Origin of the sequence: Cereibacter ovatus, from assembly GCF_900207575.1 — a bacterium.
GTDB classification, from domain to species: Bacteria; Pseudomonadota; Alphaproteobacteria; order Rhodobacterales; family Rhodobacteraceae; genus Cereibacter_A; species Cereibacter_A ovatus.
This window is the reverse complement of the sequence record NZ_OAOQ01000011.1, coordinates 1-25,782: the sequence shown is the minus strand read 5'-3', so window position 1 is coordinate 25,782 and position 25,782 is coordinate 1. Positions and strand designations below refer to the sequence as shown.

At 66.8% G+C, this 25,782-nt stretch carries 28 protein-coding genes, 2 tRNA genes and 1 pseudogene; 10 read left to right on the top strand and 21 right to left on the bottom strand.

What is annotated here, in order from left to right; genetic code table 11:
- Position 1 precedes the first annotated feature (1 nt).
- A complete protein-coding gene (gene copM / locus CRO07_RS11945; RefSeq protein ID WP_097030917.1) occupies positions 2-352 on the bottom strand; it encodes a CopM family metallochaperone in 351 nt (116 codons plus the stop codon).
- A 205-nt stretch (positions 353-557) separates the two neighbouring features.
- On the opposite strand from copM, the gene CRO07_RS11940 reads away from it, so the two are divergent.
- Complete coding sequence (locus tag CRO07_RS11940) at positions 558-1,373, top strand: gamma-glutamyl-gamma-aminobutyrate hydrolase family protein (RefSeq protein WP_407919629.1); 816 nt, start codon at positions 558-560, stop codon at positions 1,371-1,373.
- A 221-nt stretch (positions 1,374-1,594) separates the two neighbouring features.
- On the opposite strand, the gene CRO07_RS11935 is transcribed toward CRO07_RS11940, so the two are convergent.
- Positions 1,595-3,184, bottom strand: coding sequence for a 2-isopropylmalate synthase (locus CRO07_RS11935; RefSeq protein ID WP_097030916.1), 1,590 nt, complete (start codon positions 3,182-3,184; stop codon positions 1,595-1,597).
- Positions 3,185-3,357: 173 nt separating this feature from the next.
- Positions 3,358-3,597, bottom strand: a complete 240-nt coding sequence (locus tag CRO07_RS18430; protein WP_141400064.1) for a hypothetical protein — start codon at positions 3,595-3,597, stop codon at positions 3,358-3,360.
- Between CRO07_RS18430 and CRO07_RS11930 the strand changes: the two genes are divergently transcribed.
- Complete coding sequence (locus tag CRO07_RS11930) at positions 3,596-4,057, top strand: pseudoazurin (RefSeq protein ID WP_097030915.1); 462 nt, start codon at positions 3,596-3,598, stop codon at positions 4,055-4,057. The genes CRO07_RS18430 and CRO07_RS11930 overlap by 2 nt on opposite strands.
- Before the next feature lie 343 nt (positions 4,058-4,400).
- On the opposite strand, the gene CRO07_RS11925 is transcribed toward CRO07_RS11930, so the two are convergent.
- The 3 genes and pseudogenes from CRO07_RS11925 to CRO07_RS11915 all read right to left on the bottom strand — a co-directional run bounded on the left by CRO07_RS11925 (position 4,401) and on the right by CRO07_RS11915 (position 8,237).
- Positions 4,401-5,189, bottom strand: coding sequence for an SUMF1/EgtB/PvdO family nonheme iron enzyme (locus CRO07_RS11925; RefSeq protein WP_097030914.1), 789 nt, complete (start codon positions 5,187-5,189; stop codon positions 4,401-4,403).
- 121 nt (positions 5,190-5,310) lie between these two features.
- Positions 5,311-6,435: pseudogene (gene nirK / locus CRO07_RS11920) on the bottom strand (copper-containing nitrite reductase).
- Between the two features lie 314 nt (positions 6,436-6,749).
- Entirely contained in the window at positions 6,750-8,237 is a 1,488-nt protein-coding gene (locus CRO07_RS11915) for an MORN repeat-containing protein (protein ID WP_097030913.1), read from the bottom strand.
- 213 nt (positions 8,238-8,450) lie between these two features.
- Between CRO07_RS11915 and CRO07_RS11910 the strand changes: the two genes are divergently transcribed.
- A complete protein-coding gene (locus CRO07_RS11910) occupies positions 8,451-10,109 on the top strand; it encodes an NAD+ synthase (protein ID WP_097030912.1) in 1,659 nt (552 codons plus the stop codon).
- Between the two features lie 136 nt (positions 10,110-10,245).
- On the opposite strand, the gene CRO07_RS11905 is transcribed toward CRO07_RS11910, so the two are convergent.
- Positions 10,246-11,190 (bottom strand): 1-phosphofructokinase family hexose kinase, encoded by a 945-nt coding sequence (locus CRO07_RS11905; protein ID WP_097030911.1) that lies wholly within the window; start codon positions 11,188-11,190, stop codon positions 10,246-10,248.
- 170 nt (positions 11,191-11,360) lie between these two features.
- Between CRO07_RS11905 and wrbA the strand changes: the two genes are divergently transcribed.
- On the top strand, positions 11,361-11,954 hold the full coding sequence (gene wrbA, locus CRO07_RS11900; RefSeq protein ID WP_097030910.1) for an NAD(P)H:quinone oxidoreductase: 594 nt from the start codon (positions 11,361-11,363) through the stop codon (positions 11,952-11,954).
- Positions 11,955-11,979: 25 nt separating this feature from the next.
- Here wrbA and CRO07_RS11895 read toward each other — a convergent pair whose 3' ends face one another.
- A complete protein-coding gene (locus CRO07_RS11895) occupies positions 11,980-12,222 on the bottom strand; it encodes a hypothetical protein (RefSeq protein ID WP_097030909.1) in 243 nt (80 codons plus the stop codon).
- A 115-nt stretch (positions 12,223-12,337) separates the two neighbouring features.
- On the opposite strand from CRO07_RS11895, the gene CRO07_RS11890 reads away from it, so the two are divergent.
- Positions 12,338-13,075 (top strand): M48 family metallopeptidase, encoded by a 738-nt coding sequence (locus CRO07_RS11890; RefSeq protein WP_097030908.1) that lies wholly within the window; start codon positions 12,338-12,340, stop codon positions 13,073-13,075.
- 77 nt (positions 13,076-13,152) lie between these two features.
- Positions 13,153-13,404 carry a DUF6455 family protein gene (locus CRO07_RS11885; protein WP_097030907.1) on the top strand — a complete coding sequence of 84 codons (252 nt, stop codon included), beginning with the start codon at positions 13,153-13,155 and terminating at the stop codon, positions 13,402-13,404.
- Positions 13,405-13,649: 245 nt separating this feature from the next.
- Here the strand turns inward: CRO07_RS11885 and rimO are convergent, their stop codons facing one another.
- From rimO to fabI, 5 genes are all read right to left on the bottom strand, one after another.
- Positions 13,650-15,008: a 30S ribosomal protein S12 methylthiotransferase RimO gene (gene rimO / locus CRO07_RS11880; RefSeq protein ID WP_204840012.1), complete on the bottom strand. Its 1,359-nt coding sequence runs from the start codon at positions 15,006-15,008 to the stop codon at positions 13,650-13,652.
- Positions 15,009-15,051: 43 nt separating this feature from the next.
- Positions 15,052-16,233, bottom strand: a complete 1,182-nt coding sequence (locus tag CRO07_RS11875; RefSeq protein WP_097030906.1) for an aminotransferase — start codon at positions 16,231-16,233, stop codon at positions 15,052-15,054.
- A 64-nt stretch (positions 16,234-16,297) separates the two neighbouring features.
- Positions 16,298-16,801, bottom strand: coding sequence for a xanthine phosphoribosyltransferase (gene gpt / locus CRO07_RS11870; RefSeq protein WP_097030905.1), 504 nt, complete (start codon positions 16,799-16,801; stop codon positions 16,298-16,300).
- A gap of 9 nt (positions 16,802-16,810) precedes the next feature.
- Entirely contained in the window at positions 16,811-17,374 is a 564-nt protein-coding gene (locus CRO07_RS11865) for a LysE family translocator (RefSeq protein ID WP_097030996.1), read from the bottom strand.
- Between the two features lie 49 nt (positions 17,375-17,423).
- Positions 17,424-18,248, bottom strand: a complete 825-nt coding sequence (fabI, locus tag CRO07_RS11860) for an enoyl-ACP reductase FabI (RefSeq protein WP_097030904.1) — start codon at positions 18,246-18,248, stop codon at positions 17,424-17,426.
- A 139-nt stretch (positions 18,249-18,387) separates the two neighbouring features.
- Between fabI and pdxH the strand changes: the two genes are divergently transcribed.
- The 4 genes from pdxH to CRO07_RS11840 all read left to right on the top strand — a co-directional run bounded on the left by pdxH (position 18,388) and on the right by CRO07_RS11840 (position 20,361).
- A complete protein-coding gene (gene pdxH, locus CRO07_RS11855) occupies positions 18,388-18,990 on the top strand; it encodes a pyridoxamine 5'-phosphate oxidase (RefSeq protein ID WP_097030903.1) in 603 nt (200 codons plus the stop codon).
- A 114-nt stretch (positions 18,991-19,104) separates the two neighbouring features.
- Complete coding sequence (locus CRO07_RS11850; protein WP_097030902.1) at positions 19,105-19,650, top strand: cold-shock protein; 546 nt, start codon at positions 19,105-19,107, stop codon at positions 19,648-19,650.
- Positions 19,608-20,117: a DUF192 domain-containing protein gene (locus tag CRO07_RS11845; RefSeq protein ID WP_097030901.1), complete on the top strand. Its 510-nt coding sequence runs from the start codon at positions 19,608-19,610 to the stop codon at positions 20,115-20,117. Before CRO07_RS11850 ends, CRO07_RS11845 begins: the two co-directional genes overlap by 43 nt.
- 167 nt (positions 20,118-20,284) lie before the next feature.
- Positions 20,285-20,361, top strand: a tRNA-Pro gene (locus CRO07_RS11840).
- 430 nt (positions 20,362-20,791) lie between these two features.
- On the opposite strand, the gene CRO07_RS11835 is transcribed toward CRO07_RS11840, so the two are convergent.
- From CRO07_RS11835 to CRO07_RS18715, 8 genes are all read right to left on the bottom strand, one after another.
- Positions 20,792-20,867: transfer RNA gene (locus CRO07_RS11835), tRNA-Ala, on the bottom strand.
- Positions 20,868-20,935: 68 nt separating this feature from the next.
- Positions 20,936-21,601 carry a sulfotransferase family 2 domain-containing protein gene (locus CRO07_RS11830; protein ID WP_097030900.1) on the bottom strand — a complete coding sequence of 222 codons (666 nt, stop codon included), beginning with the start codon at positions 21,599-21,601 and terminating at the stop codon, positions 20,936-20,938.
- A gap of 84 nt (positions 21,602-21,685) precedes the next feature.
- Positions 21,686-22,657 carry a 2-hydroxyacid dehydrogenase gene (locus CRO07_RS11825; RefSeq protein ID WP_097030899.1) on the bottom strand — a complete coding sequence of 324 codons (972 nt, stop codon included), beginning with the start codon at positions 22,655-22,657 and terminating at the stop codon, positions 21,686-21,688.
- Positions 22,654-22,986 (bottom strand): tRNA-binding protein, encoded by a 333-nt coding sequence (locus CRO07_RS11820; protein WP_097030898.1) that lies wholly within the window; start codon positions 22,984-22,986, stop codon positions 22,654-22,656. Before CRO07_RS11820 ends, CRO07_RS11825 begins: the two co-directional genes overlap by 4 nt.
- Complete coding sequence (gene proC, locus CRO07_RS11815) at positions 22,983-23,804, bottom strand: pyrroline-5-carboxylate reductase (RefSeq protein WP_097030995.1); 822 nt, start codon at positions 23,802-23,804, stop codon at positions 22,983-22,985. The genes CRO07_RS11820 and proC overlap by 4 nt, the downstream gene beginning before the upstream one ends.
- Positions 23,805-23,832: 28 nt before the next feature.
- Entirely contained in the window at positions 23,833-24,336 is a 504-nt protein-coding gene (locus CRO07_RS11810; RefSeq protein WP_176504568.1) for a type III secretion system chaperone family protein, read from the bottom strand.
- A gap of 289 nt (positions 24,337-24,625) precedes the next feature.
- On the bottom strand, positions 24,626-25,450 hold the full coding sequence (locus CRO07_RS11805; RefSeq protein WP_097030896.1) for a DNA adenine methylase: 825 nt from the start codon (positions 25,448-25,450) through the stop codon (positions 24,626-24,628).
- A gap of 137 nt (positions 25,451-25,587) precedes the next feature.
- The coding region (locus tag CRO07_RS18715; RefSeq protein WP_176504567.1) for a hypothetical protein at positions 25,588-25,782 on the bottom strand (195 nt) is incomplete at its 5' end.

The window sequence follows — 25,782 nt, the reverse complement described above, 5'->3', positions numbered from 1 at the left end:
TTTACTGGCCGTGCTTTGCCAGCCAGTCGCGCATGAAGGCGATCTCGGCTTCCTGCGCCGAGATCACGGCCTCGGCCAGTTTGCGGATCTCGGGGTCTTGCCCGTGGTCCAGCACCACGCGCGCCATGGCCACCGCGCCTTCGTGGTGCGGGATCATCGAGCGCACGAAATCCGCATCGGCATCGCCTGACAGCGGAATGTCCATTGCGGCATGCATCTCGGCATTGGCCGCCTGATAGGCCGCGGTCGAGGCGCTGGTGCCGGCATCGGTGCCATGGCCGGAATGGTCGGTCTGGGCCAGCGCCGGGGCGGCGGCAAGGGCTGTGATCAGGGCAAGGCCTGGGATGCGCATCGGAACCTCCGTCTGTGGGTGTGTCCATCGAACTGCCCGGCCCCTGCTGGAAGGCAAGTCACATCCGTGTGAGCCTGCGCCTTGCCCGATGCGCGACCGAACCGCGCCGGTTCTGCACAGGAAAGCGCCGATCTGTGCGCAGGCGCGGGGCCTGCGGCGCAGCCGGGTCTTCACCGCAGGCCCGCAACGCCCTATCTTGTCCCTCATGCGTTCCCAGATCTGTGGCAGCCCCATGCTTCGCCCCGCCAGCCGTCGCCCGGTCGTCGGCATCATCGGCAACTCGTCGCTGCTGGACCAAAGCTATCCCGTCCACGCCGGCGGGACGATGAACAGCGAGGCGGTGGCGCTGGTCTCGGGCTGTCTGCCGCTGATCATCCCGACCGATCCGAATTTCGTCACGGTCGAGGAACTGCTGGATCTGTGCGACGGCTTTCTGCTGACCGGCGCCCGGCCGAACGTTCACCCCTCGGAATATGGCGAGGATGAGACCCCCGCGCATGGCATGTTCGAGCGCACGCGCGACGCGATCACCCTGCCGTTGGTTCGGGCCTGCGTCGAGCGTGGCCAGCCGTTCCTTGGCATCTGCCGCGGCTTTCAAGAGGTGAACGTGGCGATGGGCGGCACGCTGCACCCCGAGATCCGCGACCTGCCGGGCCGGATGAACCACCGAATGCCGCCCGATGGCTCCATCGAGGAAAAGTTCGCCCTGCGTCACCCGGTCCGCTTCACGCCGGGCGGCGTGTTCCACCGCCTGTTGGGCACCGAAGAGGTGATGACCAACACGCTTCACGGTCAGGGCATCGCCCGCCCGGGCAGCCGGATCGTGATCGACGGCACCGCCCCCGACGGCACCCCCGAGGCGATCCATGTCGCTGGCGCGCCGGGTTTCACGCTGTCGGTGCAGTGGCACCCCGAATGGAACGCGGTCAACGATCCGGTGTCGCGCCCGCTGTTTCTGGCCTTTGGCGAGGCCGTCCGCGCCTGGGCCACCTGCCGCGCCCCCCACCGGCTGAGCGCCTGAGCCCTGCGGGGGGGCAGGCAAGCCGGGCGACCGGGTCACACCCGCGGGCCGCCAAGACCAGCGGACAACCACGCCATGACGCAATCGGGGCTGACGCCCCCCCCGCGCGGGTTTCGCTGCGGACCAGACACCCACCGCCGGCGGTGCGTCGGCCGCACCCCCGACCGCGCATGGAAAAGGGCGCCCCATCGGGACGCCCTTGGGTCTTCCTGATCCGCCGCTCAGGCGTGCGAGGTGTAATGCACGTCCTTCACATCCGCGCCGGGCGCCGACTTTTGCCGGCGATGGATCAGCCGGTTCAGCGCGTTGACATAGGCCTTGACGCTGGCCACCACCGTATCGGTATCGGCGGCCTGACCCGTGGCGATCTTGCCGTCTTCCTCCAGCCGGACCGAGACGGTCGCCTGCGCATCCGTCCCTTCGGTCACCGCATGAACCTGATAAAGATGCAGCTTCGCACTGTGCGGGTAGATCATCTTGACCGCGTTGAAGGCCGCATCCACCGGGCCGTCGCCGGTGGCATCGATGGAATGGTCGACACCTTCGACCGTCAGGGTCATTTCGGCCTCTTGCGGGCCCTCGGTGCCGCAGACCACGCGCAGGCGCTTCAGTTGCAGGATGTCATGCTCGGCCGAGGTCACCTGATCCTGGATCAGCGCCACGATATCGTCGTCATAGACTTCCTTCTTGCGGTCGGCCAGCGCCTTGAACCGCACGAAGACATCGTTCAGCTGGTTGTCGGCCAGATCATAGCCCAGATCCTTCAGCTTTGCGCGCAGCGCCGCCCGGCCCGAGTGTTTGCCCATCACCAGCGAGGTGTCGGCCAGACCCACATCCGCGGGGCGCATGATCTCGAATGTCTGGGCGTTCTTCAGCATCCCGTCCTGATGGATGCCGGATTCGTGGGCAAAGGCGTTCTTGCCGACGATGGCCTTGTTGAACTGCACCGGGAAGCCCGAAACCGCCGCAACCTTGCGGCTGATGTTCATGATCTTGGTCGTGTCGATGCCGGTGCGGAACGGCATGATGTCGTTCCTGACCTTCAGCGCCATCACCACTTCTTCCAGCGCGGTGTTGCCGGCACGTTCGCCCAGACCGTTGATGGTGCATTCGATCTGTCGCGCGCCGGCCTCGACCGCAGCCAGAGCGTTCGCCGTCGCCATGCCAAGGTCATTGTGGCAATGCGTGGCAAACACCACCGTATCGGCGCCCGGCACCCGTTCCAGAAGCATCCGGATCAGATCCGCGCTTTCGCGCGGCGCGGTATAGCCCACGGTGTCGGGAATATTGATCGTGGTGGCGCCCGCCTTGATCGCGATCTCGACCACGCGGCACAGATAGTCATGTTCTGTCCGCGTCGCATCCATCGGCGACCACTGGATGTTGTCGCACAGGTTGCGCGCATGGCTGACCGTGTCGTGGATCCGCTCGGCCATCTGGTCCATGTCCAGATTGGGGATCGCGCGGTGCAGCGGCGAGGTGCCGATGAAGGTGTGGATGCGCGGCGATTTCGCGTGTTTCACCGCTTCCCAGCAGCGGTCGATGTCCTTGTAGTTCGCCCGCGCAAGGCCACAGATCGTGGCGTTCCTCGACTGTTTCGCGATGGCCGAAACCGCGTCGAAATCGCCTTCCGAGGCGATGGGAAAGCCCGCCTCGATGATGTCCACGCCCATCTCGTCCAGAAGAGCTGCGATTTCCAGCTTTTCGTCATGGGTCATGGTGGCGCCGGGCGATTGTTCGCCATCGCGGAGCGTGGTGTCGAAAATCAGGACGCGGTCCTGCTCTGCGGCGGTCTTGGTCGTGTCGGTCATGCGAAAATCTCTCTTGTTCCTCAGCTTCGTTCCCGGGCGCTGGTCACCTCTGAGCGGTCGCGCCCAAGGGCACGCTCAGAGGCAGCTAAGGAGAAGAAGCGCACGGGCAGCCTGCGCGCAGCGCGCGGGCGTGGTGGTCGCTGTATGGCGGTCCCGTGTCATGGCGCCGGATATTACGGAGCGCGCGGCAAAAGGAAAGCGCCAATTTTGCCGAAGGGCAGCTTTGCCGCCTTGCGCAGCGCGCAATGCTGCCATGCAGCGATTGCCTGCGCGAACAGGCCGCGGGGGCTGGAACTTCCCGAATTGATGCAGCACAACCCGCCCCTTCCCATATGCGGATACATGCGGCGGGTGAAAGAACTCTCCGAATGAATGAACGTTTCCGCAATACGCGCAGAAAGGATTCCTGCCATGCTCGCGAAATTCCCGATGATCGGCCTGGCCGCCGGGCTTGCCGCGGCCCTTGTCGCCCCTGCGGCCCATGCGACGAACCATGAAATCGCCATGGTCAACATCGGCTCGTCCGGCGCCAAGGCGTTCGAGCCCGCCTTCATCGAGGCCAAGGTCGGCGATACCGTCACGTTCATCCCGGTGGACAAGGGCTTCAACGCCGAGGTCATTCCCGGGATGCTTCCCCTTGGCGCCCGTGGCTTCAAGGGCGAGATGAACCGCCCCGTGACCGTCACCCTGACGCAGGAAGGCGTCTGGGGCGTGAAAAGCATGCCCTATTTCGGCATGGGCATGGTGGCGCTGATCCAGGTCGGCACGCCGGTGAACCTTCAGGATGCGCTGTCGGTGCCGCTGCCGGCCCGCGCCCAGGCCCGGATGGAACCGATGCTGGCGCAGGCGATGCAGAACTATCAGGCCAACTGACATCCGGGGCCACGGCCTGCCCCTATCGGAACAGCCCGGCCGAAAGGCCGGGTATTTCTTTTTTGTCCAAAGCCTTGTCATTCGCGCTTCGTGAACGGCAGGGCCTTGCAGGCGGCGGCTTGCCCGCGCCCGGCACGGCCGCGCGAAGTCCGGTTTCAATCGGGTGATACATCCAGCGGCTTGCCCGCGGGTGGCGGGCATGGGCCGCTGTGCAAAGGGCTGCCCCGTGCGGTTGGGGGTTTGGGCAAAGCGGATCGTGCGGGTGGTCCGGGGGCTATCCCGTCAATTCTGGCGCACAGGGCGGACGCAGCCCGCGCCGGACGGGAAGGGCGAGGCAAAGCCGTCAATCCTCGCGCACAAGGCGGAAGCCCAGGAAATCCGGCGGCACCCCCGCCGCGCAACCGCCCGAGCGTGCGTCGCGCACGAAATCCACCACGAAGGCGCGGTGCTTGCCTTGCGCCACGCGGACACCGCAGAATCGTTCGATGGCGCGGGTCTGGCCGTCTTCGGCAAGTTGCACCCGCTCGTCGCAACTGTTGGTCCATTCCCAGACATTGCCAGCCGCATCCTGCATGCCGGTGCTGGTTGCGCCGAAATGGCCCGTGGGGCGCGGCGTCAGGTCGGCCTCGCCGCGGCGTTCCACCTCAGAGCGGTAGCTGGCCAGCCAGCGGTCCGCCGGGTTTGCCCCTTCGGCGCCCAATGCGCCGTCAAAGCCGCGTTCGGCGGCGGCGCGCAGCCATTCCGCATCGGTCGGCAGCCGCCAGCGCAGCCCGGTGCGGTCGGACAGCCAGTCGGCATAGGCGGTGGCGTCGGACCAGCTTACCCCGGTCTGCGGGATCTGCGCACCCGGACTGGTGGTGACCTCAAGACAGGCGCCGTCGGCCATGCAGCGGGCGTAATCCTCCTGTGTCACCTGATATTTCATGATGTGAAGCGGCCCGACCTGCTGGCTGACCGCCGGCGCATCGATGCGGCGGGTGCCGATCCGGTATTCGCCCGAGGCGCGGTAGATCTGGGTTCCGCCCGGAATGGTGACGGTCTCGGGCAGGGGCAGCGGATCGCGGGCGACCACGCCATAGCCCGCAGCCAAGGCGAGCGCGACAAGTCCGGCGGCAAGGATCGGGCGGAGCATGGCGGCGGCACTCCTTGATCTGGGGAAAGCGACGCCCCGCGGGGGGGGGCGTGCCCCGCGACGCCCGGTGCAGGCGCCGGGGAAGGGGCGGCCCGGTCAGGGGCCGCGCCCGGCGGATCTGTCAGCCCGAAAGGCCGGTCGGCGCCACGACCTGTTCCATCAGATCGTTGTCCCACTCGCCCTCGACCAGAACATGGGCGGTGGCGCCCTTGTGGACGGCCTCGATCAGGTTGTGGTTGACATAGGCATAGACGCCCGGTTGCAGGAATTCATACAGCGCCGCCCCGGCCGATCCGCCCCGGATGAACCAGGTTTCCAGATCGCGTTCGGGCGGGTTGTTGAACTTGCCGGTCTCCCACACCAGATCGCCGTGGCCGCCGATCAGATGCGGACGCGAGTCGCGGTTGGGCTGGCTGTGGATGAACAGCACCCGCTCGCCCACATTGGCCTTCAGCGCGCCGTCGCCGGTCAAGGCCCCCACCGCGCCGTTGAAGACGATATGGGTGGGGATCAGGGTGTTCATCACCGCCACCATGTCGTCATAGCCTTCAGACGGGTCGGAATAGCGCAGGTAGCTGCCGTCATCACCCTTGGGGATGTAGTGATCGCTTTCACCGATATAGTAGACGCGGTCGTAGCTTACGGGCTTTCCTTCATGGTCTTTCAGACCGTCGCGCGGCAGCACCATGATGCAGCCCGCCATCCCCGAGACCACATGCCACGGGATCATCGGGCCGCCCGGCGCGCAGTGATAGACGAAGGTGCCGGCGCGCGTCGCCTTGAAGCGCAGCACCACCTTTTCGCCCGGATTGATCAGCGTCAGCCCGCCGCCGCCCAGCGCGCCGGTGGCGGCGTGGAAGTCGATGTTGTGCGGCATGGTGTTGGTTTCGGGGTTGACCAGTGTCAGTTCGACATAATCGCCTTAATGCACCACCATCAGCGGCCCGGGGATCGAGCCGTTGAAAGTCATGGCCTGCATCCAGGCGTCTTCGTCGATCTGGACCTCTTTTTCCTCGATCACCATCTCGAATTCGTTGATGACCGGACCCGAGGCCGCGACCTGGGCGTGGTCATGGGCGAAGGGCGGCGCCACCAGCTTGTGTTTCACGCGGGGCAGGGCGCTCAGATCGACCTTGGCCGCGGTGGCCACTTGGGCGGGGGCCTCTTCGGCGGCTGCGGCGCGGATCACCAGCGGCGCTGAGGCGATGGCTGCGGCCCCCATCAGGGCTGCGCGGCGGGTGAGCATCGGATCTCTCCTTCGATGGATCATGTCTATGAGCCGATTGGTAGATCCGTTCGCGCCGGGTGAGTTTGCGCTGGCACAACAAAACCGCCAAGCGCGCGGGTGCCGTGGAAAGATCCGGGGCGCTTTCGGGGGGGGCGCGACGGACCAGGCCGGTCTGCGCGGTCATGCCGGCCAGCGGGGCGCGGATGGGGCTTTGCGCGCGCCGCCTTCGGGGATCATCGGGCGGGCCGCATCCGGCCCGTGATCGATGGCTTGCGGCTACGCCATCAGCCGCTTGGCGGGATCATCAGGCCAAGCCGAGACGGGACGTGCTGTCAGTCCGAAGTGGCCGGTGCGCCCTCGGCGGGCGGGGGGGCGGCCTCTGCCGGTGCGGGGGTCTCGGGGGCGGCGGGTTTCGTCAGCATCCCGTCGCGCCATTCGCCGGCGCTTTGCTGGCCGGTGGCGTAACGCATCACGCCCTGACCCTGCCGCTTGCCGGCGCGGAAGGTGCCTTCGTAGATGTCGCCGTTGGCATAGGTGGCGATGCCCTGACCGTCGATCTCGCCCGCCTTCCAGCCGCCCTTGTAGCGGAAGCCGTCGGCCATCACGATCTCGCCCTCGCCTGCGCGCTGGCCGTTGACGAAGCCGCCGGTATAGACGGTGCCATCGGCATAGGTGGCCACGCCCTGCCCGTGGCGCTGGCCGTCCTGCCAGTCGCCCTCATAGCGGTAGCCGTCGGGATAGCTCATCACGCCGCGGCCGTGGTTCTTCGCGGCGCGGAACGCGCCTTCGTAGACAAGGCCGTTGGCATAGGTGGCGCGGCCCTGCCCCTCGATCACGCCAGCGACCCATTGGCCTTCATAGGTCGAGCCGTCGGGATAGGTGATCTTGCCGCTGCCCTCGGGCTGGTCGTTCTTGAACCGGCCCTGATAGACCGAGCCGTCGGGATAGGTCACGCGGCCCTCGCCCTCGATCCGGCCTTCGATCCAGTCGCCATCATAGACATAGCCATCGGCGCCGCGGAAGATGCCCTTGCCATGACGGCGGTCGGCAAGGAAGTCGCCTTCATAAAGATCGCCGTTCTTGTGGATGACGCGGCCGCGCCCCTCGCGCTGGCCATCCTTCAGCGGGCCTTCGTAGATGTCGCCGTTGGGCTGGGTCAGCTTGCCCACACCGTTGATCTGGCCGTCACGCCACTCGCCGACATAGATCAGCCCGTCGGGCATGGTCAGCATGCCCTGACCCTGCCGCTGGCCCTTGACAAGACCGCCTTCATAGATCGCCCCATCGGGATAGACGATCTTGCCCTTGCCCTCTTTCACGCCCTCGACCCAGTCGCCGTCATAGCGATAGCCGCCGGGGTTCTCCATCACGCCGCGGCCGTGGTGGACGGCGTTCCTGAACTGGCCGGTATAGACCGAGCCGTTGGCATAGCGCGCCACGCCCTCGCCGGTCATCTGGCCTTCGCGCCAGTCGCCTTCATAGCTGCCGCCATCGGAAAAGGTGATCTTGCCGCGCCCCTCGGGTTTGCCGGCGACAAAGCTGCCTTCATAGACCGAGCCGTTGGGAAAGCGCGCAGTGCCCTTGCCGCGAATTTCGCCGTCGACCCATTCGCCGGTGTATTCATAGCCGTTGGGCAGGCGGTAGGTGCCGGTTCCGTGCTGGACGCCGTTGCGGAACGTGCCTTCATAGACCGAACCGTCGTCATATTGCTTGGTCGTGGTCGGACCATGATCCTGCGCATGTCCCGCGCCCGCGCCCAGTGCCACGCCGATCAGGCCCACCCGCAAGGCCCGGCCGAGCTGTCCGTTCTTCATCCGCATCCCGTCTCCGCCCCGTTCGCCGGCTGACCGTGCGCCGACTGCCCTGCCTGCGGGCCATCCGCCAGCCGCGGCGGAAGCCTAGTCGGCTCATTCCCGGCTGACAAGCGGGCCCGGCTGACAGGGGGCCTGCCGCTATCGCCTTTTCCTTGGCGGGCAGTCTGCTAGAAGAAAAGTCGAACCCGCAGGGGCGGGGGACCGGATGGATCAGAACAGATGGCAGAGCAGTTCCGCCTTACCCTTGCGCAACTGAACCCGACGGTGGGCGATCTTCAGGGCAATCTGGCCCTTGCACGCCGGGCGTGGGACAGCGCCCGGGCCGCCGGCGCGCGGATGCTGGCACTGCCCGAGATGTTCGTGACCGGCTATCAGACCCAGGATCTGGTGATGCGGCCCGCCTTCCTGCGCGACGCGATGGCCGCGGTTGATCGGTTGGCCGCCGATTGTGCCGATGGCCCCGCGATCGGGATCGGCGGCCCCTGCCTGCGGGACGGGCGGATCTACAATGCCTATTTCGTTCTGGATGGCGGCCGGGTGGTGGCCACGGTGTTCAAGCACCACCTGCCGAACGTGGATGTGTTCGACGAACGGCGCGTGTTCGTGGCCGGCGAGGTGCATGGCCCGGCCCGCATCGGTCCGCTGCGCATCGGCATCCCGATCTGCGAGGACAGCTGGCACCCCGATGTCTGCGAGACGCTGGCTGAGACCGGGGCCGAGATCCTGTTGGTTCCCAACGGCTCGCCCTATCATCGCGAAAAGCTGGATGTGCGGGTGAACCTGATGGTCAGCCGCGTGATCGAGGCCGGGCTGCCGCTGGTCTATCTGAACATGGTGGGCGGGCAGGACGATCAGGTGTTCGATGGCGCCTCGTTCGTGCTGAACCCGGGCGGACGGCTGATGGCGCAACTGCCGGCGTTCGAAGAGGCGCTGGTGCATCTGGATTTCACCCTGACGCCTGACGGCTGGCGCGCGGCGCAGGGTGCAATCGTGCCCCAGCCCGACCTGTGGGAAGCCGATTATCACGCCATGGTGCTGTCGTTGCGGGATTATCTGCGCAAAAGCGGATTCGCGCGCGTGGTGCTCGGGTTGTCGGGGGGGGTGGATTCGGCGCTGGTGGCGGCGATTGCCGCCGATGCGATCGGGCCTAAGAATGTGCGCTGCGTGATGCTGCCGTCGCGCTATACCTCGGCGCAGTCGCTGCGGGATGCCGAGGCGGTGGCGAAGGCGCTGGGATGCCCGCTGGACGAGGTTGCGATCGGCGGGCCGCAGGCGGCGGTGACCGAGGCGCTGTCGGGGCTGTTTGCGGGCCTGCCCGCCGATCTGACCGAGGAGAACATTCAAAGCCGCCTGCGCGGACTGTTGCTGATGGCCCTGTCGAACAAGTTCGGCGAAATGCTTCTGACCACCGGCAACAAGTCCGAGTTCGCGGTGGGCTATTGCACGATCTATGGCGACATGAACGGCGGGTTCAACCCGATCAAGGATCTTTACAAGACCCGGGTGTTCCAGATGTGCCGCTGGCGCAACGGACATCACCGGCCCTGGATGCAGGGGCCGCCCGGAGAGGTGATCCCGCCCCGGGTGATCGACAAGCCACCCTCGGCCGAATTGCGCCCCGACCAGAAGGACGAGGACAGCCTGCCGCCCTATCCGACGCTGGATGCGATTCTGGAAGGGCTGGTGGACCGCGAGGACAGCGTGGCCGGTCTGGTCGCCAAAGGGTTTGACCGCGAGACGGTGAAAAAGGTCGAGCGGCTGGTTTACCTGAGCGAATACAAACGTTTCCAGTCGGCGCCGGGGACGCGGCTGACGCGGCGGGCGTTCTGGCTGGACCGGCGCTATCCGATCGTGAACCGCTGGCGCGACGAGGGCTGATCTTCGCGCGGAAGGCCGGGGGAGGCGGGGGCTTCGCGCCCCCGGCCCGGCCGTTGGCCGGACTCCCCCGCGGGATATTTGGGCCAGAATGAAGCGCGGAATCGAATGCGCGGCGGCCTGTGTTGCCGGATCGGGGCTAGATCGGTTCCGGCTGGCAGGCGGGCAGCAGGCGCAGGACATCGTCGCGGTGACAGAGTTCGGTGGCCTCGGTCATCACGGCGGCGGCGGCGGCGGCAACGCCATGGGCGAGGGCGGTTTCGGGCGGCAGGTGGCGGGCCAGGGCCAGGACGAAGGCGCCGACGAAGGTGTCGCCCGCACCGACCGCGCTGCGCACCTCGACCCGGGGCGAGCGCGCGTGCCAGCGGCCCTGCGGCGTGGCCAGGACCGAGCCATCGGGGCCGCGGGCCACGATCACGCAGGCCGCCACGCCGCGCGCGACAAGGTGCGAGGCGAAATCCGCGGTTTCGGCGCGGTCTTGCAGGGGGCGGCCGGCGAGGCTGGCGGCTTCGGATTCGTCCATGCGCAGGATGTCGATGTCGGGCACGCAGTCGGCGGTCAGTCGTTCAAGGGGTTCGCCCGAGGTGTCCACCAGCAGTATCGCGCGCTGGCCGATGAGGTGCGAGACCATTCCCGGGAAGTCGGCCGGAACGCCCGGTGGCAGCGAGCCGGACAGCACTACGATCCCGCCTTCGGGCACGGCGCGGTCGATGCGGGCAAGGGCTGCCTCGGTTCGGGACATGCTCCATGGGGCGCCGGGCAGCATGAAGCGGAACTGATGGCCGGTGGAGGTTTCGGTTACGGTCAGGCTTTCGCGGGTCTCGCCCGGGCCGGGGAAGGCCACCATCTCGATGCCCGAGGCGGCGATCAGCGCCGAGAGCCGCCCGCCGAGGTTGCCGCCGAGCGCCACGAAGGCGGTGCTTTGGCCCCCGAGGATGCGGATCGCGCGGCTGACGTTCAGCCCGCCGCCGCCCGGATCGACCCGCGGTTCGGTGCAGCGCAGCTTGATGCCGGGACGGACGTCGGCCACGTCGGCCGCGAGGTCGATCGCCGGGTTCAGCGTCAGGGTCAGGATGGGGATCATGCGGCGGTTCCCGTTTTCGGCAGACAGTGCCAGAGGCCGGGGGCGGGCACAATGCCGCACCGCCGCAGCGGTGTATCGGTGCAAGGGCGCACAGTCGGGTTGCGGCGGCGGGGAATGGCGCGGGGGCAGGCCGGCGCTATCTTCCGGTCAACCGTTGCAAGGAGGTTTCCATGTCTGTCCGTCTCGCCGTTCTGTTCTATTCGACCTATGGCACCAACCAGAAAATGGCAGAGATCGCGGCCGAAGCAGCCCGCGCCACCGGGGCCGAGGTTCGGCTGTTGAAGATCGCCGAAACCGCGCCCGAGGCAGTGGTGAACGGGCAGGAGGCGTGGAAGGCCCAGGCCGAGCGGGCGGCAGTGTTGCCCACCGCCACGCCCGAAGATCTGGACTGGGCTGATGCCTATCTGTTCTCGGCGCCTACGCGGTTCGGTCAGGCGCCCAGCCAGTTGCGCGCCTTCATCGACACGCTGGGCGGGCTGTGGTTTCAGGGCAAGCTGGCCAACAAGGCGGTCAGTGCCATGACCTCGGCGCAGAATCCGCATGGTGGTCAAGAGGCGACGCTGCTGGGTCTTTACACCACCTTCATGCATTGGGGGGCGGTGATCGTGGCGCCGGGCTTCACCGATCCTGCGATCGCGCGGGCGGGTGGCAACCCCTATGGTTACAGCCACACCCAGGGCGCCGAGTTCGACGAAGCGGCCCGTGCCGCGATCTCGCATCAGGTGGTGCGGTTGGTGGGGGTGGCCGCGAAGCTGAAAGCCTGACCGGCGGTCATAGCGGCGGGGGGGATCAGTCCTGCCCGCTGCGGGTCAGGCGGTAGCTGCCTTCGGGCAGATCAAGTGCCGCCGCCAGATCGCGCAACTGCGCCATCGACAGGGTCAGGCGCATCACCTCGTTCCGGCGCGGGTCGAGTTGTTCCAGCGTCACCACCTCTTCGAAGGCGCAGATGGTGACATCTTCGTGCAGATGGGGGCCGCCCTCGTCGATGAGGGTGATGACGGTCGCGTCGAAATCGTGCTCGATGGTGAACATGGGGCGATGCTAGGGCAGCAGGGGCGGCGGCTCAAGCCCGCAGGTTTCTGCGGCCCCCCCTTCCGCCCGCGGGGCGTTCTGCTAAGGTTCGCATCGCAACAGCGTGAGGTGGGGAATGCGTCGGGTCGGCTGGGCCGCCGTTCTACTTGCTCTGGCGGGGTGCGTCGCCGGGCCGATGGGGCCGCCGGTGGCGGGGCCTGGTCCTGCGGTGACGTTGGCGCCCGATCCGGGGCCGATCCGCACCAGCCTTGATGCGCAGCGCGCCTTTGTCGGTGTGCAGGCGCGGGTCGAGCCTGTGGCCGAGGCGATCTGCCGCCAGCGGACGCGCAACGTGCCCTGCGATTTCCAGATCGTGGTCGATGCGCGCGGGGGGCAAGATCCCAACGCCTTTCAGACCCTGGACCGGCAGGGCCGGCCGGTGATCGGCCTGACGCTGTCCTTGCTGGAAAACGCGCGCAATGTCGATGAGTTGGCCTTTGTGCTGGGTCACGAAACGGCGCACCACATCCTTGGCCATATCCCGCGCCAGCGCGAAACCGCGATGACCAGCGCGGTTCTGGCCGGGGTGCTGGCGCAGATGGGCGGAGCAAGCGAGACGACGATCCGATCCGTTCAGCAGATGGGGGCAAGTCTGGGCGCGCGCAGCTATTCCAGGAATTACGAGCTTGAGGCCGACGGGCTGGGCACCGAAATTGCGATGCTGGCCGGCTATGATCCGGTCCACGGCGCGCAGTTCTTCACCCGGTTGCCCGACCCGGGCGACACGTTCCTTGGCAGCCATCCGCCGAATGCGCAGCGCATCGAGATGGTGCGCCGGGCGGCGCGCAGTCTTGGATATGTCAGCACCCACTGAGGGTTGATCTGCATCATGGAAGGCGCGGCCGGACCGGAAGCATGGTCCGTGCCGGGACGTTCCTGAGGAGGATCGCTATGATCGGTTATGTCGAGGCACCGCGGGCCTGGTCGTTGACGCGCGGCATGGCGCGGGTGGCGGGGGTGAACCTGCCCGATGCCGTGCTTGAGGGATGGCTGACGCGCGCGGAACTGGCCGGCATGGTCGACCGCTGCCAGACCTGCACCGCGTCCGAGGCCTGCACGGGCTGGCTGTCGCGCTGTGCCCGCTCGACCACGCTGCCGGCCTTCTGCCGCAACAAATCCGAGATCGAGGCGCTGGTCTGCTGATCGCCCCGGCTGCGGGAACATTTCATCCCGGCGGATCAAGGACAGGAATTGCCGCCGGGATGAAAACTGGTGTGACGACCGCGAATGGGGCGCCGCTACCCACATTTGCCATGGGATTCCGCCCTATTGGATCTGACGGCGACTGCGGTCGCTGATCCGCCAGGGGGGCGGCTGCTGACTGCGGTGGTCTGCCCGTGCTGATCGTCAGGGTCGGCCTTGTCGGATCGGCTGTCAGATCGGGGCTGTTACACCGGGCGGCCCCAAAGGTCATACTCGCCGGCCTCTTCCACCTCGACGGTCAGGATGTCACCGGGGGCAAAGCCCTCGAACTCCTCGTCGATGAACAGGTTGCCGTCGATTTCGGGCGCGTCGGCCTTGGTGCGGCAGGTGGCGCCTTCGTCATCCACCTCGTCCACGATCACCTGAAGGCGCTGGCCCACCTTGGCAGCCAGCTTCGCTTCCGAGATCGCCTGCGCTTTCTGCATGAACCGGTCGAACCGTTCCTGCTTGAGTTCCGCAGGCACATGGTCGGGCAACGCGTTTGACCGCGCCCCGGCCACATTCTCATACTGGAAGCATCCCACGCGATCCAGCTGTGCCTCGTCCAGCCAGTCAAGCAGGGTCTGGAACTCGGCTTCGGTCTCGCCGGGGTAGCCGACGATGAAGGTCGACCGCAGCGTGATCTCGGGGCAGTCGCGCCGCCATGCCGCGATCTCGTCCAGCGTGCGGGCGGCCGCCGCGGGCCGGGCCATGCGTTTCAGCACCTCGGGGTGGGCATGCTGAAACGGAATGTCGAGATAGGGCAGAATCAGCCCCTCGGCCATCAGCGGGATCAGTTCGCGCACATGCGGGTAGGGATAGACGTAATGCAGCCGCACCCAAGCGCCAAGCTGCCCCAGTTCGCGTGCCAGCGGCAGAATCGGAAAGCGCGTCTCGCCCTTCCAGTCGGTGCCATAGGCGCTGGTGTCCTGAGAGATGACCAGAAGCTCGCGCACCCCGGCCTCGACCAGCTTTTCCGCCTCGCGCAGGATGGCCTTTTCGGGCCGGCTTTGCAGCTTGCCGCGCAGATCGGGGATGATGCAGAACCGGCAACTGTGGTTGCAGCCCTCGGAAATCTTCAGATAGCTGAAATGCCGGGGCGTCAGGCTGACGCCGGTTGCTGGCAGCAGATCCACGAACGGATCGGGCGAAGGCGGCACCGCCGCATGGACCGCATCCAGAACCTGCTCATATTGATGCGGACCTGTCACGGCCAGCACCTTGGGATGCGCGCCGGTGATATAGCCGGGCTCGGCGCCCAGACAGCCGGTGACGATCACCCGGCCGTTTTCGCGCAACGCCTCGCCGATGGCGTCCAGACTTTCGGCCTTGGCGCTGTCCAGAAAGCCGCAGGTGTTCACGATCACCGCATCGGCACCGGAATAGTCGGGCGAGATGGCATAGCCCTCGGCGCGCAGGCGCGTCAGGATGCGTTCGCTGTCAACCAGCGCCTTCGGGCACCCCAGCGAAACCATGCCGATGGTCGGCTGGCCCTCGCGGCGGGGGCTGTCCAGCTGGATGCGGGGCGCAAGATCGGGGCGGAGGTTGGGCGGGTTCTGCGGCATCGGGCCGATATAGCGATGCCGCAGCCCGCGGGGAAGGGCGAAGTCAGTCTGTGACGCCGGCAAGCCGGGTGAAAAGTTCGGCGATGCCGGTGCGGTCGATATTGGCAAAGGCGATGCGCATCTGGCGGCGGCCCTCGGCGGCGGCTTCGGGCTGGAACATCGTTCCGGGCAGCATCAGCAGGCTTGCCTGATGCACCAGCCGTCGGGCCAGTTCGTCCGAGGGGCGCGCAAAGGGATGTTCGACATAGGCAAAATAGGCGCCACAGCCCAGCAGCCGCCATCCCGGCAGCGCCGTGAATCCCCCCACCATGGCGGCGCGGCGGGCCAGAATCTCGGCCCGTTCGCCCGCGACCCATGCGCCAAGGTTGCGCAGCCCCCACAGGGCGCCGATCTGGCCCAGTTGGCCGGGGCAGATCGCGACGGTATCAAGGAACTTCTCGACCTCGGCCAGACGCGCGGCCGAGGCGAGGATGGCGCCGACGCGGTGGCCAGTCAGCCGGTAAGCCTTTGAAAAGGAATAAAGCTGGATGAAGCTGTCGGGCCAGTCGGGATCGGTGAACAGATCGTGGGGGCGCCCGTCGCGGCTGTCGAAATCGCGGTAGGTTTCGTCCACCACCAGCGCCAGACCGCGGCTGCGGGCCAGATCGCGGAAGGCCGCCAGCAGTGCGGCCGGATATTCCACCCCGCCGGGGTTGTTCGGGCTGACCAGCACGATCGCCTTTGTCCGCGCCGTGACAAGGCTGGCCGCCTGCGCCGGATCGGGCAGCAGCGAGGCGCCGGTGGGCAGCGGCACCGCCCGGACGCCCTGCATCTCAAGCCACATCTTGTGATTGAAATACCACGGCGCAGGCAGGATCACCTCATCCCCCCGGCCGGCAAGGGTCGCCATCGCCGCGCAGAATGCCTGATTGCAGCCCTGCGTGATCGCGACCTGCGCCGGTGCGATCTCGCCGCCATAGGCCACCGACCAGCGCGCGGCGATTTCCTCGCGCAGCGCCGGCAGACCAAGGACGGGTCCGTAAAGATGCGCCTGCGGATCCGATAGCGCGGCGTCCGACAGCGCCTGTCGCAGCGCCAGCGGCGGGGGATCGACCGGGGCCGCCTGACTGACATTGATCAGTGGGCGACCCTCGGGGAAGGTCGCGCCCTCAAGCCAGCGCCGCGCCTCCATCACCGGGGGCGGAAAGGTCGCGGCCATGGCGGGATTCAGCGGCAGCAGGGTCATGTCGGCACCTCGTTGGCCCGCGCGCGTCAGCAGGGTTCAGCCCGCGGGAAGCCGTGGCAAGGGATCAGTCGCGCCCGCGATAGGGTTCCACATATTGCAGCGCCATGTCCCAGGGGAAGAAGATCCAGGTGTCCTGACTGACCTCGGTGATGTAGGTATCCACCATCGGCTTGCCCGAAGGTTTCGCATAGACGGTGGCAAAATGCGCCTTGGGGTAAAGCCTGCGCACAAGTTCCAGCGTCTTGCCCGAATCCACCAGATCGTCCACCACGAGGATCCCGGTGCCGTCGCCCATCAGATCCGCCTGCGGCGCCTTGATCACCTGCGGCTGGGTCTGCGCCTGGTGGTTGTAACTTTTCACGCTGATCGTATCGACCACGCGGATGTCCAGCTCGCGGCTGACGATCATCGCCGGCACAAGGCCGCCCCGGGTGATTCCGACCACCGCGCGCCAAGACCCGTTGTCCGGCCCCTTGCCGTCCAGCCGCCAGGCCAGCGCCCGGCCGTCGCGGTGGATCTGGTCCCAGCTGACGTGGAAGCCTTTCTCGTGGGGAAGGCGCTCTCTCATGGTGGTCTCCTAGAACGCGGCGAGCTTCAGACCCAGGGCGCCGAGCAGCCCGCCGAAGCTGCGGTCGATGACGGATTTCAGGCTGATATATCCGCTGCGCGCCCGCTCAAAGGAGAAAACGCGGGCGACGATCAGGTTCCAGACCAGCTCGTTGACGAAGATCGCGACAAGCATCAGCGCGATGGCCCAGCCCGGCGCGTCGGGCGGAATGGTCCCGACGAAGACCGCCGAGAAGAAGAGCGCGGCCTTGGGGTTGGCATATTGCACGAAAAGCCCGCGCCGAAAGGCCGAGCCGGCGCTGCGCGGCGCCTGTGGCGCGGTTCCGATCTCGAAGGGCCGGTCCGCGTCGCGCCACATCTGGACCGCCACCCAGATCAGGTAAAGCGCGCCGCCGATCTTGAGCGTGGCCAGAAGCGCGGGGGCCAGCTCGAACAGCAGCGCCAGCCCCGAGAGGGCGGCCGCGGCCCAGGTAAGGGCGCCGACGGCGATCCCGACCGAAAGGGGCACGCCGGCCCGCAGCCCCTCGGTCATGCCGGTGCGCGCGGTCATGAGCGTCGCCGGGCCGGGGCTCATCGCGGCAAGCAGGTGGATGAACCATGCAGCCGCGAAGGCGGCAAGCACCTCAGCCGTCCTTGCGACCGGTCACCGCATCGATGTCGGGCGCGTCCACCGCCTTCATGCCCACGACGTGATAGCCCGCATCGACGTGCAGGACTTCGCCCGTGGTGCCGCTGCCCAGATCCGACAGCAGGTAAATCGCGGCCTTGCCCACTTCTTCCTGCGTGACGTTGCGGCGCAAGGGCGAGTTCAGCTCGTTCCACTTCATGATGTAGCGGAAGTCGCCGATGCCGCTGGCGGCCAGCGTCTTGATCGGCCCGGCCGAGATCGCATTCACGCGGATGCCGTCCTTGCCCAGATCCTCGGCGATATATTGCACCGAGGTTTCCAGCGCGGCCTTGGCAAGGCCCATGACGTTGTAGTGCGGCATCACCTTCTCGGCGCCGTAATAGGTCAGCGTCAGCAGGCTGCCGCCCGCGGGCATCATCGCCGCGGCGCGCTGGCAGACGGCGGTGAAGGAATAGACCGAGATGTCCATCGTCATGCGGAAGTTTGCAGCCGAGGTGTCGACATAGCGGCCGCGCAGTTCGGACTTGTCGGAAAAGCCGATGGCATGGACGACGAAATCGATCGTGCCCCAGATCTCTTTCAGATGGGCGAACAGCCGATCAAGCGAGCCTTCGTCGGACACGTCGCAATCGATCATCTCGGTCGCCCCGACCGAGGCCGCCAGCGGCTCGACCCGCTTTTTCAGCGCATCGCCCTGATAGGAAAAGGCCAGTTCCGCGCCCTGATCGGCGCAGCACTTGGCAATGCCCCAGGCAATGGACTTGTCGTTGGCCAGCCCCATGATGAGCCCGCGCTTGCCTGCCATCAGTCCGTTCGCCATCGGGTGACCCTCGTCTTGTTCCCTTACGTCGCGCGTGGTGTAGGCCATTGCCGGGCTTGCATCAAGTGCGGCAGGATGCGGCGGCCTTGCCCGCGCGGGGCCGCCGCTTTAGGCTTGTCCGGCAGCAAGGGGGCAGGGCATGGACAGGTCGGGCATCTTCGCGGGGGACGACCCCTTCGCCATCGCGCGGGCGTGGCTGGCCGAGGCCGAGCCGCAGGAACCCAACGACCCCAATGCCATCGCCCTGGCCACGGTGGATGCGGCGGGGCTGCCCAATGTCCGTATGGTTCTTCTCAAAGAGATCGAGCCTGCCGCCTTCGTGTTCTACACCAACTATGGCTCGGCCAAGGCGACCGAGATCGAGGCCACCGGCAAGGCCGCCTTCGTGCTGCACTGGAAATCGCTGCGCCGGCAGATCCGCGTCCGCGGTCTGGTTGAACGCGAGGATGGCGCCAGCGCCGACGCCTATTTCGCCTCGCGCTCGCTGAAAAGCCGGCTGGGGGCCTGGGCGTCCGAACAGAGCCGGCCCTTGTCCTCGCGCACCGCATTGATGGCCGAGGTCGCCCGCGTCACCGCACGGTTCGGAACCAATCCGCCGCGCCCGGCGTTCTGGGGCGGGTTCAGGATTCTGCCGCTGGAGATCGAATTCTGGGCCGACGGCGCGTTCCGGCTGCACGACCGCTTCCGGTGGCGCAGGACGGATCCTTCCGCAAACTGGACGATCGACCGGCTGAACCCCTGAATTTCGCGCTTCGCGAATGAAAGGTTCGCCTGTCAGTGATAATTTGCACTTGAATCCAGCGGTCGATTGACGGCACTACTCACAAGCTACGGGCTCATCTGGGAAAGCTCTGGAATGGTGGAAGACGAGAAGGCTGTGCTGGTTGTGCAAGGCCGTGTGAAGTGGTTCGATCCGGCCAAGGGCTTCGGTTTCATCGTGACCGAGGAAAGCGGCTCTGACATCCTTCTGCACGCCAACGTCCTGCGGAACTATGGCCAAAGCTCGGTCGCGGATGGCGCCGGGATCACCGTGAAGGTGCAGTCGACCCAGCGCGGCGTGCAGGCGGTCGAGGTGGTTCACATCGAGCCGCCCGCCGGCACCACCTTCCATCTGGCCGAAGACAGCGAGGCCACCACCCCCGAAGAAATCGCCGCCCGGCCGCTGGAACCGTCGCGTGTCAAGTGGTTCGACAAGGGCAAGGGCTTCGGCTTTGCCAATGTGTTCGGCCGGCACGAAGACGTGTTCATCCATGTCGAGGTGCTGCGGATGTCGGGCTTTGCCGATCTTGCGGCGGGCGAAGCGGTGGCGCTGCGCATCATCGAGGGCCGGCGCGGCCGCATGGCGGTTCAGGTGGTGTCATGGGAAGCGGCGGCGCGGCAGTCTCAGCAACCGGACGAGTGAGATCTGCCCTTTGCGGGCTGGCACTGGTCTTGTGGGCCGGGGCAGGGGCGCAGGCCGCCTGTGCGCCCGAAAGCGTCGATTTGCGCACACCCTCGGGATCGGTCCTGCGTTTCACGATCGAGCTGGCCGACACCCCGGCCGAGCGCGCCAAGGGGCTGATGTTCCGTGAAAGCCTGCCGCGGTCGGCGGGGATGCTGTTCCTGTTCGACCGCCCGCAGGTTGCCAGCTTCTGGATGCGCAACACGCTGATCCCGCTCGACATGATTTTCGTCGGTGCTGACGGCACGGTGACACACGTTCATTCCGAAGCCGTGCCGGGCGACCTGACGCCGATCCGTGGCGGCGACGGCATCCAGAGCGTGCTTGAGATCAACGGCGGTCTGGCCCGGCGGCTGGGGATCGTCCCCGGCAGCGTGCTGCGTCACCCGGCACTGGATCAGGCCACCGCCGCCTGGCCCTGCGACTGAGGGCCTTTCGGTCGCCACGGCTGCACCAAGGCGCGCAAACCACACGCGGGCGATTGCTCCGGCTGTGACCTAGGGCCTTTCGGTCGCCACGGTTGCACTGCCCCCTGCGATCCGGCGATGCGACGGACCCTTCCCATCCGCGGCCTGACGCGGTAGGAAGTCCGCGTCGGAGTGTAGCGCAGTCTGGTAGCGCGCCTGCTTTGGGAGCAGGATGTCGGGGGTTCGAATCCCTCCACTCCGACCATTTCCATAAATCGTTTGTTTGTAACTGGTTCCACGGTTCGACTTGGTTGCATGTGGTGCAGTTCGGCGGCTTGCCCACATGGCTTGGCTCTGTGCGGGTGACCCCTCGGAAGCCCCGCACCGCCGGACAGTCAGAAGCCCGCCGAGGCCGATTCGGCGCGCTTTTCGATGATCGCAGTGCAGATTGCGGTCAGGCGGCTTCCCAGAGCGTGCCCCACAAGGACGCCTGGAGGAAGTTATCGAACACGCTGTTGCGTTTCTCTCAAACCCTTGGACTATCTGCGAAAAAGGGGGCTTTTCCCTCAAGAGACCCGTGCTGAAACTGGTCTTCGCAGCGCCTCTGCGCTATAATTGCTTAGAGGGTTGTCGAACCGCCGAGGCCACCTTTCCATTCAAGGGGCTGACGGATTTTTATCGCAATAGATGCGAAATGGTGGAGCCGAGGGGGATCGAACCCCTGACCTCGTCATTGCGAACGACGCGCTCTCCCAACTGAGCTACGACCCCAACGAGGCGGTATCTCGCCCAAGTGACGGTGGATGTCAAGGGCTGCACCGGAAGAAAATGCGCGCGCCCTAGCGCGCGGCGGCATCGTCGAAACCATAGCCGAAGCGTGCGATATCCTCGGCGCAGAGCCGGGCCACAAGGGCTGCGTCCGCATCGCTGTAATAGCCGCGCCAGTCCTGCTGGCGGGTGCTTTCGTTGGTGCGGGGAAGCGGCGAAAGCCGGAAGCCAAGGTGGGATTCGAACGGTTCCAGATCGTCGTGCAGATGTTCCAGCCGCAGGAAAAGGCTGGCGCGTTCGACGCCGTGACGGTCGCGCATATAGGCCGACACCGGCCACAGCCGCAGCGACGTCCGGGTTTGCGGGTGATTCACGAAGCCCGAGAAATCAAGCGACTTGGCAAGGCCCACGGCAGGATGGGCAAAGCCTTGGCCGCGCAGCCATTCGTAATAGCTGACCACCCGATCCCATGGATTGCGAACAAGCGCGAGGGTAAAGAAATCCTCGATCTCGGCATCGGTCACAAGGCCCGCGATATCGGCGAGGGTCGAGTGTTTCCACAGCCGGCCCTGAGCCTTCACCCCGCGCAACCGGCCGCGGCGGGCGCGGGCCTTGGGCGTGTCACCGATCAGGATATCATCCTTCATCGCCCGCCGTTCCAGCGCCAGCGCCAGCGAGGTGCCTCCGGTCTTGGGGATATGAACGAAGATGAACCGGCGCCCGCGCGAGATGATCATGGCGCCCCCCTGGCAGGGGTGCCGCGCACGGGGGCATCGAACCCCCGTGCGCGGCCTTGGCGCCCGGACCGGCGGGCAGCGCCTTCACACAGGCGGGGCATCGGGGGCCTCGACCGGATTGGGAAGCGGGCGGCCCTCGGCGAAGGCCCAAAGGTTGTCGACCGCCATCATTCCCATCTGTTCGCGCACTTCCAGCGCCGCGGTGCCCAAGTGCGGCAGCAGCGTCACATTCTCCATCGCGATCAGCGCCTTGGGCACATGCGGTTCGAATTCGTAGACATCGAGACCGGCACCGGCAATCCGGCCCTGAGACAGCGCCTCGATCAGCGCGGCCTCGTCCACCACATCGCCGCGGGCGATGTTCACAAGGATCGCGTGCGGCCGCATCTGCGCCAGCGCGGCGGCATCGATCAGATGGTGCGTTGCGGGTGTGGCGGGCACGGCCAGCACCACGACATCGGCCGAAAGCGCCTCGGGCAGGGTGACCTGTCGCGCGGGCACGCCGGGGTCGGTGACGGTTGACCGATTGAAAAAGCTGACCTGCATCCCGAAACCCGCATGGGCACGGCGCGCGATGGCCTTGCCGATCCGGCCCATGCCGATGATGCCCAGCCGCTTGCCCGAGACATGCAGCCCCAGCATCTGCGTCGGGTGCCAGCCCTGCCAGCCGCCAGCGCGCAGAAGACGCTCGCCCTCGCCCGCGCGGCGGGCTGTCATCAGGATCAACGTCAGCGCGATATCCGCGGTGGCATCGGTCACGGCGCCCGGAGTGTTCGTCACGCACAGCCCCGCCGCCTGTGCTGCGGCCACGTCGATGTGGTTGGTTCCCACGCCGAAATTGGCAAGGATGCGCGCCCGCGGGGCCGGCACATCGGCAAAGACCTCGGCGCGGAACAGATCGCCCAGCGTCGGCAGCACTGCGTCATATCCGGCCAGCGCATCGCGCAACTCGGCCGGGGTCAGCGGCAGCGTGCTGTCGCGCAGGGTGACATCGAAGCGGGCACGGGCGGCTTCGATCACGGGGGCGGGCAGCGGACGGGTGACAAGCAGCCTCAATAAAGCCTCCCCCCGTCGGGGACGTCGTGGCCGGGGCCGATCAGCACGACCTCGCCTTCGGCATCGGGCACCCCCAGAACCAGCACCTCGGACAGCACCTTGCCGATCTGCCGCGGCGGAAAGTTCACCACCGCCAGCACCTGCCGGCCCACCAGCGCCTCGGGCGAGTAGTGTTTCGTGATCTGCGCGGACGAGCGTTTCTCGCCGATCCCGGGCCCGAAATCGACCCACAGCTTCAGCGCCGGTTTGCGCGCCTCGGGGTAGGGTTCGGCGCGGGTGATGCGGCCCACGCGGATGTCGACCTTGGCAAAATCGTCGTAGGTGATCACCGTGCCAACTCCCGTCCGCGGTCGGCGGCGGCCTTGACCGCGCGCTGCATCAAGGGCCCAAGGCCGGTGTCCGCATCCATCAGCACCGCCAGCGCCGCGGCCGTCGTGCCACCGGGCGAGGTCACGTTGATCCGAAGCTGTGCCGCCGTTTCCGGCGCACGATGGGCCAATTCGCCTGCGCCGGTGACGGTGGCGCGGGCCAGCTGCATGGCCAGCGGCGCGGGCAGGCCCTCGGCCTCGCCGGCGGCGGCCAGCGCCTCGATCAGGTGAAAGACATAGGCCGGACCAGAGCCGGACAGCGCGGTGACCGCATCCATCTGATGCTCGCCCTCCAACCTCACCACCTGCCCCACCGCCGACAGCAACGCCTCGGCCAGCGCCAGGTGATCCTCGGACGCCAGAGGGTTGCCGGTGATCGCGGTGATGCCGCGGCCCACGGCGGCGGGCGTGTTCGGCATCGCGCGGATGACCGGCGTTCCGGGGCCCAGCGTGCGTTCGTAGAACGCGATCGGGGTGCCGGCGGCGACGGTCAGGAACAGCGTGCCCCCCCCGCCAAGGGCGCCCAGCGTGGGCAGCGCCTCGGCCATCATCTGCGGCTTGACCGCGACCAGCACCACCGCGGGCGCATCGGGCAGCGGCGCGTTCAGATGCAGCCCGCGGGCCGCCAGCCCCTTCAGCCAATCGGACGGAAACGGCTCGGTCACCCAGACCGAATTCAGCGCCAGCCCCCGGCCCAGCCAGCCTTCCAACAACGCCGAGCCCATCTTCCCGCAGCCCAGAAGCACCAGCCCCCGTCGGCCAAGATCCGCAAGATTCATCATTTCCCCCGTCTCTGCGGGGAAAAGACTAGGCGCGGCCGTAAGCCTCTGCAATGGCGACGTTGATCGCATCGGCAGCCGGGCGGTCGGCCCAGGACACCATCTGGAACGCAGGATAGAACCGTTCCGACGCCGTCACCGCCGAAGCGATCAGCCGGTCGATCTGTTCGGCCGAGGCCGTCTGCCCGCCCGCCAGAAGCAGGCCATAGCGCCAGACCATCAGCTTCTGTTCAGCCCAGTAGGTGAAGGCGCCGGTCCAGACCAGATCGTTGCAGCGGTTCAGCAGATCATGCAGTTCGGCCATCCGGCGGGTCGGTGGCTCCATCTCGAAGGTGCAGATCAGCCGCAGCGTTTCGTCATGGGGCGACCACGCAAGGGTCAGCGAATAGGTCCGCCACTGCCCTTCGACGGCCATGGCGATCTGATCCTCGGTAACGCGGTCGAACTCCCATTCGTGATGTTCGGCCAGCGTCTCGACGATGTCGATCGGGTGCATCTCGTCTGACGAGAGGTAGGTCTCGGAAAGTGCCATGTGCCCGGCCTCGATTATTGAGCCGCCTGTGGGGTTCCACCCACAAGAGGCTGGGTGTTCGGCAAGGGACGGCGTTGCCTGCCGCCGCCCTTACTAGATATGGTGTTGCGAAAGCGGAACCCTGTAAAGCGATTTCTAAGAAATCTTCTGTGGACAAATCGGCAGCTGTAGCTGTTGTAGCGGGACAGCAGAATTTGCAGGACGGGACAGCAGAACTTGCAGCAGACGCATTTCGCGCTTTGGGCATTTGGCGGGGTGTTAAAGGGTCCTTGAACGGCCCCTTCCACGTTCAGCCCGGCGGGGGCAGGTCGCGGTTCGATATCAGCAGCTCGGCCCGGGTGGAACTGCGGTCGGCGCGGTCGCCTATGGTGTAGCTGGTCGTCACCTCGGTCAGGTGGAAGCGGGCGAAGATTGCCCGCACCTCGGGGACGTCATTGAGCGACAGGATGAACCGTCCCTCGATCCCGGCCAAGAGTTCGGCCATCCGTTCGAAGTCCCCGCGCTGGAACAGCCGGCGGCCATAGTCGCCCTCGCAGCCCCAGTAGGGCGGGTCGAGGTAGAACAGCGTGCCGTCGCGGTCGTAGCGCGGGATGAACTCGGCCCAGTCCAGGCACTCGATGATGACGCCGGCAAGACGTGAATGCAGATCTTCCAGCATCGGCTCGAGCGTGGACAGGTTGAACCGGCCCGGCCGGTGCGACGAGACGCCAAAGTTCCGCCCCGAGACCTTGCCGCCAAAGGCCGTGCGCTGAAGGTAGAGAAACCGCGCCGCGCGTTCGAGGTCGGTCAGCGTGTCGGGATCGGTCGCCACCAGCCGGTTGAACTCGGCCCGGGTGGTCAGCTGGAACCGCAGCGTGTCGAGGAACTGCGGATAGTGGCGCTGGAGGATCCGGAACAGGTTGGCGACGTCGCGGCCGCGGTCATTGATCACCTCGGCCCGCGGCCGGGTGGCGCGGCGCAGGAAGATCCCGCCCATGCCGACGAAGGGCTCGGCATAGGTCAGGCAGGGCGTGCGGTCGATCAGGCCGCAGATGCGCTTTGCAAGGTTGCGCTTACCGCCCAGCCATGGGGCGACGGGCTGCACCGGGGTGACGGCTGTTAATGGTTTGTCCATGGGAATCACGTCTTGTCGGCCGTGCCCGCAAGGGTGCGGAGGCGGCCATGATCTGCGTCTGGTCGGCGGGGAGGTTTGCAGTTTCCCCGTGTCGGAGGGCGTTCCAGCGCCCTCTGGCCTTCCGGCTTTTGCCGTCGTCAGGCCACGGTCGCGATGACCTGCCCCGACGTGGCGTAGCTGACGGTTCCGCCGATGACATCGGCGAAGGTGCCGGTGATGGTGTCGGCCTCGATGATCGTATGGGTTCCGACCGGCAGGCCGGTCAGGTCCAGCGTGCCGCCGCAGGTGAAGGTGGGTGTGACCGCGCCGGTTCCGGGGCCGGTCGCCAGCTT